The following is a 12,391-nucleotide window of genomic DNA, read 5'->3' as shown; positions in this document are numbered from 1 at the left end:
GTCTCTTCTGTTTTTGCTTATTTGTCGTCATAGCTAGAGCCCATATTCGATTTAGTATAGCGATGCGTAGCACTTTCGCCCGAAAAAAACATCTTCAACAAAGGCGGCGTAATAAGCGTCGTCAAAATCACAACAATGACAACGGAGGTAAAATATTTCTGCTGCAGCAGTCCGGACTCCAGACCTGTTGCCGCTATAATGAGAGCTACCTCTCCGCGAGAAATCATTCCCGACCCAATCGCAAGCGATGAGCGGCCGTTAAACCCGGTGAGCTTGGCGCCCAGCCCGCCTCCGAGCAGTTTGGTCAGAACGGCCACGACTGTGATGACGCCCATGAACAGCAGTTGATTAGCAGCACCTTCAAACGTAATGTTGAGACCGATGCTGACAAAAAATACGGGGACGAAGATGGAATAAGCCACCGGCTCCAGACGGTCCTCCACATCATGCTTGAAAGGAGTCTGGGAAACGGCGATGCCCGCCGCAAAAGCGCCAATAATGGCGGCTACCCCCATGAAATCGGCAAAATACGATAAGGCAAAGCACACGATAAGCGCTCCGCTGATGACGGCTTCTGTTACGCGCAGAGGTGCAAATAACTTCAAGAACCAAGGGACGGCCAGCCAACCGACAACGATGGCAACGACAAAAAACAGCAGCTTTTTGCCGATGAGCAGGCCAAGGGAGATGTCGTGACCGGTGCCAAGCAAGCTCATCATCACAGCCAGCAGGACGACGACAATGACATCATCCACAACCGCTGCACCCAGGATCGTCGTGCCTTCCTTTGTGTTCAGCCGGTCCATTTCTTTCAGCGTCTGAACCGATATGCTAACCGAAGTGGCACAAAGCAGCAAGCCCAGGAAAAGTCCCTGGTTATTGCTCAGGCCAAAAACAGATGCGGCTCCATAGCCGCCGATAAACGGCAGTATAATGCCTCCAACCGCTACGGCGAACGCCGACTTCCAATTTTTTCGCAGCTGTTCCAAATCGGTTTCCAGACCCGCCATAAACATCAACAGCAGTACGCCGATTTCAGAGAAAATGGATAACAATTCATTCGGATGAATCCAGCCAAGCACAGCGGGACCGACAAGAATGCCAGCAAGCAGCTTTCCCAGAACAGCAGGCTGACCGAGCCTGGCGAACAAGTCCCCAAGCAGTTTAGTAGCGAGCAAAATAATAGCCAGGTATAGCAAAATTTCCAACATTTAAGCGCCTCCTTCGAGTATGAATATTGTGACCAGCCTTGAATTCAGCCATCCATATCCGGAAAAAAGCACAAAAAGAGCCCGTCAACGACAGGGCTCTCCTATAAAAACGCAGAAAAAGCCTGTCGTGACAGGCTCCTCCAGTGTTCCGATGTATGAATTTCTTATATTATACATGATTTGAGGCATTTATGCAATCTGCCATCAAAATGAATAAACTGTTGTTTAACCACATCATCCCGGAATTGCATTGATGTGAACAGGATTACCATTTACGGATAGCGATCATAAAGGAAATCAGCGAAGCGATGGAGGAAATCGTTCTTACATGATTCCAGGGTACCCAGCCGGCAATATAATCACTCCATACTTGCGCTCCCTCGGCAGCCCCCGGACTTATAGCTGCTAGAGAATTATTAAGCGGGACATTGAAGATGGCCGTTACCAGAAACACTCCGACAAAAATAAACAAGCTGCCAATGATGACATAGACCGCGCTCTGGGTGCCCGCTTTGAAGAACGAAGCAACGCCCAAAACGACGCTTAGGATGGTGGTCCCCATAAAAACGAGCATAAACAACGATTGCAGTATCGTTGAATTGATCGACTGCATGGCAGATATGCTCTGCTCTGCAGGAAGCCGGGAGAGCGACGTCATCACGAATGCCGAAAAGGTGAAAAATACGCCGGCCAGCAATCCGGATCCTAACGAAGACGCGAAGGTCAGATAGTATAAAAAATTCACCACAGTTATTTCCTCCTACGATTTGATGGACCACTTTGATAAACTACTGTTTTAACCCCAAGCTCCGTCTGCAGCCGCTTGCCGTGCAAAGTCGAAGAAATCCCTTGGCTTTCTTCCTAGTATTTGCTCCACGCCATCCGCCGGAATCTCGTTTCGGCCATCCAGTACGGTGGAGAACAAATAAGACAGCAGTGTTATATACTCATCAGGTACTTGTTGTTGTGTAAGCATGGCTAGGAATTGTTCGGAAGTAAGCTCGACATACCGAATATTCCGCTGACAGGCTTGAGCGATCAAGGACGCAGCTTCCGCAAAAGTAATCGCCTGCGGCCCCGTCAATTCATACCGCTGCCCGATATGCCGGTCATCGGTCAAAGCCGAGACGACTGCATCTGCAATATCGTCTGCATCAATGAACGGTTCTCTCACGCTTCCTGCAGGCAGTGCTACCACTCCCGCTTTTACCATGTCATACAGGAAGCTCTCGCTGAAATTCTGGCAGAACCAGCTGCAGCGGAGGATCGTCCAGTCGGCGCCGGAATTCCGCAGCGCAAGTTCGCTCCGCTGAGCTTCCTCCTCACCACGGCCGGACAAAAGAATTAATCGGCGCACGCCGGTTTCTACGGCCAATCTCGCGAACGAACCGATCGCTTGAGCAGCACCCGGAACGGCCAAGTCCGGATAATAGGTAATATACGCTGCCCTTGTCCCTTGCAGTACAGGCTCCCATGTGGACGGATCGCTCCAATCAAAGGGGTGCTCAGCGGAACGTGATCCGGAACGGACCGGTATTCCCTTTTGCAGCAGCTTCTCTGATACCCGACGCCCTGTTTTCCCCGTACCACTTACGATAAGAACCGGCTGATTCATTCAATCTCCTCCAATATTTTATTTAGTTGCACAAGCAAACGTTGTGCGATTGAAAAACCGAATGCTCATGTCATTCGGCACTTTCCAAGCGGTTGCTTACCTCGTTCAGCTGAAGCGAGAGTTCATCGTCCTGACTGTCTAATATCGTGTTATAACGCTGCCGCAGCTTTTGCCAACATTCATGGATTTGACTCTCCATCTCTCTTCCCCGGTCTGTTGCGTAAATCAAGGACATTCTGCCGTCCTGGCGGCTGTTTAGAAGTCCTTTGGCTTGAAGGCTCTCGATAAGCCGCGTAATGGTGGAAGGCTTAAGATGGAGACTTTGGCCGATTTCCTTCTGGGAAATGCCGTCCTTCTCCAGCACCGTCAGCATCAGAAATGCAGAAGTGGGGTTTAGTCCACTTGGTGCAAATTCATCTTCGGCCATCTTGGTAATAATCCTGCTGAGGCGATTGGCTGTAAAATATAAGCATTCTTTAAAATAAGTGTCCAACATGTCGCTGCCTCGATTCAATGTTCAAATTAATGTTTGCACAAACAAATATAATACACTTTTTTCAACTTGTAAAGACTGGAAATGTGAAGTGACTTGCACATTTTGAGCAATGGCACGTTATTGCCTTCTTGCCATCGTGGACAAAAAGGAAGACTGCCGGACATTGGCCCGTACAGTCTCCTCTTCCCTACTTCGCAGTATGCTCCTCGTCATATTCGCTGGACAATTCCTTCAGCGATTTGATTTTGCCATGGGGATGCTGTTCTTGCTTGCGTGACTTCCAGGCTGCTTCATTTCTTCTTTTCTGGTGAGCCATGACAGATATCCTCCTCTGGAAAAGTGAGTTGTATACCACTTCCTTATGTTGTCATTCCAGGGCCCTGTTCATTCGTGAAAAGAAACAGTCTCGATCCCGGAACAACTCATGACGGCGTTCATGCAGTGCACTTCATTGTTTAGCCTTTCTCAATCGTATCTTGGGCTTCGTCAATTCGTAGCTGTGCTTTACCATCTCATGGATATCATCATCCTGGAGGTCCCCATCCAAAATCACCGTATTCCAGTGCTCCTTATTCATGTGATACGCCGGCGTCACTTCTTGGAACACACTGCGCAAAAAATCAGCCCGGCTCGGTTCGCATTTCAAATTTACGCACAAGTGATCGTTGTGATGAAAAATCAGCGCAAAGCTCTTTTTGTTCCCTTTATGGCGGATTACGGTCCATTCTGCTCCAAACGGATGGTCTTCATAACAGGCCGGATAGGATAAACAGTATTCAATGATTTCGTCGATCGTCATTGGTTTCCCTCACTGCTTGATTTTTTTGCAATTCGACATGATTACTTATTATAATCCAGCCCTATTGGTTTTTCATATTTTTTGTGAAGAGTAGAAGTAATCCGTAGATAAAATAAAGGATGCACGCCGTGACGACGCTATACAGAAAAACAGGAATAGACGTCGGCGCCCATACTTGAATGAATGCCCAAGGTAATCCTCCAAGCAGGATCGTCGGCAGCATGCTTATAAATATTAGAACGGCAGCAACCATACAAATATGGATGAGCAGCAGCAGCTTTCTTTTTCCGGTTAAAGGGCTTCTCCTGCATTGTTTAACGGCAAGCTTTCTGATGATACGAGCTGACAGGGCAACCCATAATACACTGAATAAAACGACGATGATTTCGAGGATACTCACTAGTAAGGGAATCATTTTCTCATACGAAAAGACGATCATCCCTAATAGGAACGACCGTCTTTAATCACGGCAATACCAGGTACCGCAAACGATGTATTTTCCGCAAGCTTAATCCATGAAAAAAAGCACCCCTCGACACGGTATAGGTACATACCGGGTTTAGGAGTGCTGCTGCCAAACTAATGATTAATGTCACATTTGTTCATAATAAATGCAATCTGATTCTCGAGGCGGTTAATATCTTCCTGCGTCTTGGGGTCTTCCTTGCCCATGCCCCGGAGCGAGGCGAGCTCCTGCTTCAGCTGATGCAAATCCTCCCCGGCATTGCTGCAGTCATAGTTACTTTCCAGGTTTTCGAGCATATGCTTTTCCTCCATTTTCTCTTGGATGTACTTCCCTATTATGGAGGATTCACCCGAAATTATTCAGAATGGGGTCAGCGAAGAAATGGGTTATGTTCCTTTACGAATCACACTCTAGATCCCTTGTTCTAAAAGCACATGAACGGCGTAAGGTTCCAGGAGAATGCGGCCTTCCATGGTTTGCTTGTTCAGGGCATCTATATACGTGCTCCCCAGTTCTACTTCGACGGATTCACTGCGATGATTCAGCAGCATAAGGTAGCTTTTGCCATCCTTTTCTCTTTCTACTGCCTCGACTCCATCATATTTTTGGGGCAAGGATGGGACAGCGCCCTCCCTTTCCAGAACCAGCTTCATCAAGCTCTCCATCGCCCGGTCATCCAGGTCGCACCCGACGTAATAAACCTTCCCTTTACCATAGGTGTGCACAGTAACTGCCGGCGTTCCGCTGTAATAATGACTCTCATAATCCGCGAGGCTCTCAGCCCCTTCCAGCTTAAGCACATCGCACCACATGGAAGCGGTGCCGTCCCCGAACTGTCCGCTCACGGATACGGTCCGGCCGAAATTAACCGAGTCATACTCTTCCAGTTCAACGCCTGCCAGTCTCCGGAACAAGCCAGGCAGTGTCAAAGTCGTCATGCGGTTATTCCAGGTACGTGTTCCCGACCGGAACGTGATGAGCAGCGAACCGCCGCCTGCCACATATGCCTCACATTTGTCTGCGATCTCCTCCGTCATCAAATTGAATGCCGGCATCAGAACAAGCTTGTACGGCGTAAAGTCAGTTTCCACGCTGACCACGTCTACGCCGACGTGCTGCCCGGCAACTGCATCGTAGTAGCCTGCCAGCAGAGCTTCATAACTGAAGTTCCGGTTATGAGGCTGAGCGCGGTGGCTCCACACTTGATCATAGTTTTTAATGAGGGCTACGGTATTGTTGTTGGCGGCCCCTACAAACAGGGGTGACAGTTCTTTGAGTTCATGTCCGATCGCGGTGATCTCCCGGTACCGTCTCCGGCCGACGCCGTCATGATCAAGGATGCCGTGCCAATACTGTTCAATGCCAACCGTGCAGGCCCGCCAGCGGAAATAGACCATGGCATCCGCTCCATGCGCGATCGCCTGATAGGTCCATAAACGAAGTTGTCCCGGCTCGGGCGTATCGCCCAACGAGTGCCAGCCGCACGGACCACTCTGCTGTTCCATCATCCAGTAGTTTTGATTTTTGATGCCGCGCATCAGATCATGGGCCATGGCGACGGTCAGAGGTGAAGATTTGCCCCACATATTATTCGGATAGTTATCCCAAGAAATAAAGTCAAGATCCTTGCCTAAATCGAAGTAATCAATCTCGCTGAAATGACCCATCAAGTTATGGGTGATCGGCAGGGAGCTGCATGCACGAATTTCTTCAATTTGGAGCCGTTGATAGGCGACCGTCGAATCGGAATAGAATCGGCGGTAATCGAGCTGCATACCCGGATTATGGTTATATGGGGTAGACATCAATCCGCCGGAACCGCCTTGGCTGAAGCCGTCGCTTGCGGCATACGTGGGAAGCATAATTTCTTCCCAGCTGCGGTAAGTATGGCTCCAGAACACGGTTCCCCACTCTTCATTTAGCTTGTCGACGGTCCCATACTTTTCGCGGAGCCAGATCCGAAAGGCATGCAGATCGCTCTGGCAGTAGCACGGACCGCCGAATTCGTTATCGATCTGCCAAGCAACAACGTGCTCATTGTCTTTGTAATGCTCGGCCATGACCCGGGCAATGGTTGCGGAATACTTCTGATACACCGGATGATTAACGCAATAATGCCTCCGTGTACCAAAGCCTTTGGTCAGTCCATGGACATCGACGGGGTACATATCCGGATATTTGTCCATCAGCCACTTGGGAGCCGCCGCCGTCGGTGTTCCCAAAATGATCTTGATCCCTTCCCTTGCGAGCACTTCAATGGCATGGTCGAGCCATGCAAAGTCGTACCGTCCTTCCTCCGGCTCCAGTTTGGCCCAGGCGAATTCCGCCAGCCGGACAATGTTGATATTCGCTTCCCGCATCATTCGGGCATCGACGGCCCAACGTTCTTCGGGCCAATGCTCTGGGTAATAATCCACGCCGAAATACATGGGTATCTCCTCCAATATGTATCATTATTTTGCTTGAATACATCATCTTGGACCCATTATATTATTAATTATATAAGGCTTAAATCGTAAGATTTTGATAATCACGTATAACAATTATGCTAAAAGGAAGCTGAGATATGAGAATCAATTATTTTATTCCGAGCCCGCGCTTTACAAACCTCATTTGTTATCCCGAATCGTTTGGGCATTATGCAGATGAGCCGTCACACAGTGAAAACCGGACGCACGGACTCTCCACCTATAACTGGCATATCGTCCGCGGCGGTAAAGGATATATTCAAGTCGGTGAAACTATGCTGGAACTTGGCCAAGGTACCGGCTTTCTATGCGGCCCCGGTGTTCCCCAGCGGTATTATGCCGATCAAGACGAGCCTTGGGATATCCGGTGGGTTCATTTTACGGGTCCTGGTCTTCGTACGTTACTTCAAGGGAGAGGTGAACGGGAGGCATGGGTATTTTCGTGGGAGGGCGCGGACCGGCTTGACCGGCTGTGGTCGGATCTCCTGGCCACCGGCATTCACCCGCTGCAAGACGGCGAAGCGCGGTTGTCCGCGATGCTGTACGAGATGCTTGCCGAGTTCATCATGTACGTAGACGGTTCGGAAGAACGTCCTCAGCCGGGGATGCGCACCAAGCTGATGGAGACGGCGCAGTGGATTCGCACTCACAGCCATCAGCCCCTTACGCTCGAGCAAATGGCGAGCCAGGCAGAGTACAGTCCCTCCCATTTCAGCAGGCAGTTTCACGGTTTGTTCGGCAAAACGCCGATCGAATTTTTGAACGAATGCCGTATTCTTCAATCCAAATCCCTGCTGATTTCAACCGGTTGGACCGTGAAAAAGGTCGCGGAGACGGTCGGATTCGCCAGCAGTACGTACTTTATTCAGCGTTTCCGCAAAAACGAAGGCATGACGCCAGAGCAGTTTCGGGAACTTCGTGGTGTTCACGTCAAGTGATGCGCGTTATTAACAGACGCCTCAATCCTCACAGACGGTTAGAACTACGTTGCCTTTCTTGTGGCCTTGCTCAACATAGGCATGTGCATCGGCGGCTTGCTCCAGCCGGTAACGACGGTCGATAACCGCCCGGAGCTGACCCGCTTCGATCCGTTCCTTCAGAAACACCAAATCTTCCGCGTTTTCCTTCATATTTCCGCCAATCACCTTCTTGCTGCTCGTCAAGCTGGCCCACAGCCCGCGAACGATGATCACCGGGTTCACATGATAAGCCCGAAGGTAGACACCGTCTGATGCCAGAAGCTTGACGCATACACTAAAGGGGCTTTTTCCCACCGTGTCGAAAATAATATCGTAAGGCGGGCCGTCATTAGGCAGCTGCTGTTTCGTATAATCCAAAACCCGATCGGCTCCGATTGACGTCACCAGCTCTGCATTCGAAGCGCTGCATACTCCGGTGACTTCCGCTCCAAAGTGCTTTGCCAGCTGCACGGCATACGTCCCGACGCTGCCTGAAGCACCATATACGAGTACGCGCATGCCGCTTTTTATTTTCCCTTCTCTGAGAAACTGGAGCGCAGTGAGGGCGCCAACCGGAACGGCAGCCGCCTCTTCAAACGTCATATTCTCCGGCTTTAGCGCCACGCTCCCCTCCTCGGGCAGGCATTTGTATTCCGCATATGCCCCAAAGCTGTTGCCACAGGCTGCGTAGACGGCATCCCCTGGCTTGAAGCGGGTAACGCTTGATCCCGTGGATTCGACCACACCGGCCAATTCAAATCCGAGAATCCGGATGCGCTTCGGTCTCCATAATCCGTTGAACAGTCTTGCCAGAAAAGGGTCCGCCCTGCGTAATCGCCAATCTCCTGCTGCAGCGGTTGTAGCGTAGACCTTGATTAATATGTCGCCGGCTTTAGGGGCCGGCTTGGTCACTTCCTTGAGCTGAAGCACATGTGGAGGTCCGTATTGTTCATTTACGATGGCTCTCATTTTTTCTCCCCCTGTGTTGGTTTCGGACCCGTCGCTGCGCTGCTTCAAGACCCCGTTCTGACCAAACCGCATAACCCATACCTGCGAGAGCGATTCCCATTGGGACAGCCAATACCCGATCCAGCGGGTGTGGAAGCAGTGATGAAGCCAGAGTCGACACAGCGGCGCAAGCCAACAGAACAGCTGTCCAGCGCGGGAGAATCCCGGCGCGGAACGTAGCGATGCCAAGCAGCAGACCGCCGAGCACATAGAGCCCACCACCTACAGGTGCTACTCCAGGCAGGAGGCCAAGGTTGGACACGGCTGATGATCCGGCAAAAATCCCTAAGTACCCCTCCACGAAACTCGGTGCATCCGCAGCGATAACCGGTAAAACAAAAGCTTCTACAAAGGTGAAAGCCGTTGTAGCCGTCCAAAAGAGACCAAACAGAAGAAAACCGGCCAATCCGGTCCATCCGGCTGCATGGATTTGCCTTGTATAAATTCCGGTTATGCCGAGCAGTCCGAGCAGAGACATCGCGAGGGTCAAGTAATGGACGATGGCCCAAGCCTTTGTGGTAACGGATGATAGAAGTTCAGGCGGATGAATTGCCTGGATGACGATAAAAAGAATGCCCGCCAAGATGGCGGATAAACCGCTCCAACGAATGACGCGAGAAGCTGTGATGTTCATATCGTTTTCTCCTTTTTGTTTTTATTCTTGTCGACGATTAGCAAGTTCTGTTCACTCCGGTATATTTACTGGCAGCCTTTCTGTGCTTTATTGATCTGATGTCGTGGTTAGTCTCCTTTCGTGCAGCTCCGTTCCTAAATTGAAGATACAGGATCATGTGGTGAGACGGCATCACCAGATGTGGTGATTTTAAAAGGTCACGGTACATTCATTCGAAGTAAGCGGCATAAAAAAGAGCCCCGATCCTGGGCTTATTCCTTCTTCCAGGTCCGGAGCTATACGGAAATCGCTATGTCACAAGTCATCAAGCTCTTCGGCGCGCCTTACGGCTGCCCGACGGTTGTTCACCTCAAGCTTGTCATAAATGTTTTTGGTATGAGTTCGCAGCGTATTCAGCGAGACATGGAGCTCTCGCGCGATTTCAGGCCCGCTCAAATCGGTTTTAAGCAGACGCAGCACGTCCCGCTCCCGTTCGCTCAGCGGCTCTCCAACTGCCTTTTTCGCAGCCGATCCGCTTCCCTCCTTGCCAAAGGATAGCAGAAGAAGCCGCACATAGTTTGGATAGATCCCTCCATTCCATGCTGCTTCCAGCAATGCGGCCATCGGTTGGCCCTCGTCTGCAAACATCCGAACGTACCTTTCCGGCTCTGCCAGTGTCAGTGCTCGTTCCAGCGATGCAAGTGCGGAAGACATGTCACCCTGGCTGTGATGAGCAAGGGCTTGAAGGATCAAAATTTCGATCTGGCTCCCCGTCCTTCCGCTGTTTGCCGCTGCTTGGGACAGGCGTTCCAGGAAATCCAACGTTTCCTGAATAGGTGCAAGGTTACTTGGATGCCGGTGCAAAAGTACCCGGGCCAGGGTTATGTGCTCAAATTCGCGCAGATAGTGCAGGTCATCCGTTGTGGAGAGACCCTGCTCATGTACCCACTCCGCAGCCTCACTCCATCTATTCAGAGCGAGCCACACGCGTGCTTTCAAGGCCCATACCGGACGCACGTTGGGAAAAAAATCACCGACATACCGCTGCTCAGCCTCTTGAAGCAGTTCAAGCGCGCCATCCAAGTCTCCTTGCGATTGCCGAATACGCGCCATAGCTACCCGCCAGCGATACGGATATTGGGGCAGTCCCATTGGCTCACCCAACTCCTGACTTCGATGCAGATGCTGCATAGCGGCGTCCAAGTCCCCCTGCTCACGGCTTAGCTCGCTCATTCCGACGTACATGTCCGCTGTGCCCCGCGTTTCAGGAGTACCCATCTCCGCAGCAAGCAGTAATCCATTCTGAAAGATATCCATGGCCTGGCGTAGCCGCCCCAACGCTATGTTTATATCGGCCAGAGCAATGGAGCCCCCGATCGCGTCTGAGATGTTCCCTGCCCGCCGGACATTCGCCATTCCCTCACTGAACATCCGGTACGCCTCCTGAAGATCTCCGCTCGTCCATGCCGCAAGACCAAGGAGCGCGGCTGCCGCGCCGCGCCTTAAATGATCATCCGCTGGAACGAGTTCAAGTACTCTCTTCGAATATGTAATGGCGGCGGGTATATCCCCCATGGCTTGGGCATAAGCGGCGCGGTATCCGGCAATGGTGCCCGGAAGACGGCGAAATTCTTCCTCGTCTACGTAACACATATCGGTTGCTGAAGTTTCCGACGTCCTATCCAATGAGGAATTCTCCAGACACCGTTCGGCATCGCGCAGCCGTTCCTCTGCCCCTTCGACCTGGCCGACGGCAAGTAACGCCCATGCATATTCAACGCTGAGAACGGGCCTATGGCGAATGATTTCCTTGGGAAGCGCCTGAATCCACCCGAGCACTGCGGATTCCTGCCTGCTCCTGCGCATGGTTGCCCAAGCCTGCTCGATCAGATCCGCCGCTCGGGGGAAGTCTTCGGCAGCCAACGCGTGCCCTATTGCTTCAGCGTAGGAGCCGTGCCGTCCATACCACTCACTCGCACGCCGATGCAGTTCAGGAATGAGGTCAGGCTGATCCGTTCTTAAATGTATGGACAGCACTTCACCAAAGAGATGGTGATAGCGATACCACTGCCGCCTGTCATCCAGGGGAACGATAAAGAAGCTGCCCTGCTCCAGCGATTGAAGCCGAGCTGCCCCTTCGTTCTGGCCGGTAACGGCATCGCACAGCGGGCCATGCAGCCGATCCAGAATCGAGGTCTGAAGCAGGAAATTGCGGACATCGGCCGGCTGACGCTGAAGAACCTCCTCGACCAGATAGTCGACGATGTACCGGTTGTCTCCGGCGAAGGAACGGATAAAAGCGGGAATATCATTACGTCCCTGCATCGAAAGAGCCGCGAGCTGCAGCCCCGCAATCCAGCCCTCGGTACGATGTTCCAGCGCGTCAATATCCTCTGCAGACAGATGCAGCCCCATCACCTGATTAAGGAACTCGGCTGCTTCGCCTGCAGTAAAGCGCAGGTCCGTGTCGTGCAATTCGGTTAAATGGCCGCCGGCGCGAAGCCGGCTGAGGGAAAGCTGCGGGTTTTCCCGAGTCGCGATCACCAGGTGCATCTGCGGTGGTAAATGCTCGACCAGGAACGCAATGGTATAATCGATCTGCCTGTCTCCTACAGCATGATAATCGTCCAGCACAAGGACGAATTCAAACGGCATTGTTGAAATTTCATTCAGCAGCATTGTGAGCATCGATTCGGCTTCCGGTGGCGGTTGGGATTGGATTGCACGCATTACGGCTTCTCCGAAATGCTGCTCTA

At 51.5% G+C, this 12,391-nt stretch carries 12 protein-coding genes; 1 reads left to right on the top strand and 11 read right to left on the bottom strand.

Annotated features, from left to right (window positions below):
* Positions 1-17 precede the first annotated feature (17 nt).
* The 8 genes from K2F33_RS20935 to K2F33_RS20900 all read right to left on the bottom strand — a co-directional run bounded on the left by K2F33_RS20935 (position 18) and on the right by K2F33_RS20900 (position 7,016).
* A complete protein-coding gene (locus tag K2F33_RS20935; RefSeq protein ID WP_263882409.1) occupies positions 18-1,208 on the bottom strand; it encodes a cation:proton antiporter in 1,191 nt (396 codons plus the stop codon).
* A 268-nt stretch (positions 1,209-1,476) separates the two neighbouring features.
* Positions 1,477-1,959, bottom strand: coding sequence for an anthrone oxygenase family protein (locus K2F33_RS20930; RefSeq protein WP_263878444.1), 483 nt, complete (start codon positions 1,957-1,959; stop codon positions 1,477-1,479).
* A 48-nt stretch (positions 1,960-2,007) separates the two neighbouring features.
* A complete protein-coding gene (locus K2F33_RS20925; RefSeq protein ID WP_263878443.1) occupies positions 2,008-2,826 on the bottom strand; it encodes an SDR family oxidoreductase in 819 nt (272 codons plus the stop codon).
* 70 nt (positions 2,827-2,896) lie between these two features.
* Entirely contained in the window at positions 2,897-3,253 is a 357-nt protein-coding gene (locus K2F33_RS20920) for a MarR family winged helix-turn-helix transcriptional regulator (protein WP_263878442.1), read from the bottom strand.
* Between the two features lie 256 nt (positions 3,254-3,509).
* Positions 3,510-3,638: a DUF6254 family protein gene (locus tag K2F33_RS20915; protein ID WP_219845392.1), complete on the bottom strand. Its 129-nt coding sequence runs from the start codon at positions 3,636-3,638 to the stop codon at positions 3,510-3,512.
* Positions 3,639-3,770: 132 nt separating this feature from the next.
* A complete protein-coding gene (locus tag K2F33_RS20910) occupies positions 3,771-4,121 on the bottom strand; it encodes an MmcQ/YjbR family DNA-binding protein (RefSeq protein WP_089547734.1) in 351 nt (116 codons plus the stop codon).
* A 579-nt stretch (positions 4,122-4,700) separates the two neighbouring features.
* Entirely contained in the window at positions 4,701-4,883 is a 183-nt protein-coding gene (locus K2F33_RS20905) for a DUF2524 domain-containing protein (RefSeq protein ID WP_076164415.1), read from the bottom strand.
* A 114-nt stretch (positions 4,884-4,997) separates the two neighbouring features.
* Positions 4,998-7,016, bottom strand: coding sequence for a beta-galactosidase (locus tag K2F33_RS20900; protein ID WP_263878440.1), 2,019 nt, complete (start codon positions 7,014-7,016; stop codon positions 4,998-5,000).
* Between the two features lie 137 nt (positions 7,017-7,153).
* Here K2F33_RS20900 and K2F33_RS20895 point away from each other — a divergent pair, with 137 nt between their 5' ends.
* Complete coding sequence (locus K2F33_RS20895; RefSeq protein WP_089547737.1) at positions 7,154-7,993, top strand: helix-turn-helix transcriptional regulator; 840 nt, start codon at positions 7,154-7,156, stop codon at positions 7,991-7,993.
* Between the two features lie 21 nt (positions 7,994-8,014).
* Here the strand turns inward: K2F33_RS20895 and K2F33_RS20890 are convergent, their stop codons facing one another.
* The 3 genes from K2F33_RS20890 to K2F33_RS20880 form a co-directional block, all read right to left on the bottom strand.
* Positions 8,015-8,983, bottom strand: coding sequence for an NAD(P)-dependent alcohol dehydrogenase (locus tag K2F33_RS20890; protein WP_263878439.1), 969 nt, complete (start codon positions 8,981-8,983; stop codon positions 8,015-8,017).
* The gene (locus K2F33_RS20885; protein ID WP_263878438.1) at positions 8,964-9,656 is read right to left on the bottom strand and encodes a hypothetical protein; all 693 of its coding nucleotides are present in this window, start codon (positions 9,654-9,656) and stop codon (positions 8,964-8,966) included. The genes K2F33_RS20890 and K2F33_RS20885 overlap by 20 nt, the downstream gene beginning before the upstream one ends.
* Before the next feature lie 294 nt (positions 9,657-9,950).
* Positions 9,951-12,365: a winged helix-turn-helix domain-containing protein gene (locus tag K2F33_RS20880; RefSeq protein WP_263878437.1), complete on the bottom strand. Its 2,415-nt coding sequence runs from the start codon at positions 12,363-12,365 to the stop codon at positions 9,951-9,953.
* Positions 12,366-12,391 lie beyond the last annotated feature (26 nt).

The organism is Paenibacillus sp. PSB04, assembly GCF_025809195.1.
GTDB lineage: Bacteria > Bacillota > Bacilli > Paenibacillales > Paenibacillaceae > Paenibacillus_AQ > Paenibacillus_AQ favisporus.
The sequence above is the reverse complement of the archived record's forward strand: the minus strand, read 5'-3'. Positions and strand labels throughout refer to the sequence as shown.

Excerpts from the sequence above, each read along its gene's own strand:
- K2F33_RS20920 (WP_263878442.1), bottom strand. The coding sequence starts at position 3,253 with ATGGCCGAAGATGAATTTGCACCAAGTGGACTAAACCCCACTTCTGCA.
- K2F33_RS20905 (WP_076164415.1), bottom strand. The coding sequence starts at position 4,883 with ATGCTCGAAAACCTGGAAAGTAACTATGACTGCAGCAATGCCGGGGAG.
- K2F33_RS20910 (WP_089547734.1), bottom strand. The coding sequence starts at position 4,121 with ATGACGATCGACGAAATCATTGAATACTGTTTATCCTATCCGGCCTGT.
- K2F33_RS20890 (WP_263878439.1), bottom strand. The coding sequence starts at position 8,983 with ATGAGAGCCATCGTAAATGAACAATACGGACCTCCACATGTGCTTCAG.
- K2F33_RS20925 (WP_263878443.1), bottom strand. The coding sequence starts at position 2,826 with ATGAATCAGCCGGTTCTTATCGTAAGTGGTACGGGGAAAACAGGGCGT.
- K2F33_RS20895 (WP_089547737.1), top strand. The coding sequence starts at position 7,154 with ATGAGAATCAATTATTTTATTCCGAGCCCGCGCTTTACAAACCTCATT.
- K2F33_RS20915 (WP_219845392.1), bottom strand. The coding sequence starts at position 3,638 with ATGGCTCACCAGAAAAGAAGAAATGAAGCAGCCTGGAAGTCACGCAAG.
- K2F33_RS20900 (WP_263878440.1), bottom strand. The coding sequence starts at position 7,016 with ATGTATTTCGGCGTGGATTATTACCCAGAGCATTGGCCCGAAGAACGT.
- K2F33_RS20885 (WP_263878438.1), bottom strand. The coding sequence starts at position 9,656 with ATGAACATCACAGCTTCTCGCGTCATTCGTTGGAGCGGTTTATCCGCC.
- K2F33_RS20880 (WP_263878437.1), bottom strand. The coding sequence starts at position 12,365 with ATGCGTGCAATCCAATCCCAACCGCCACCGGAAGCCGAATCGATGCTC.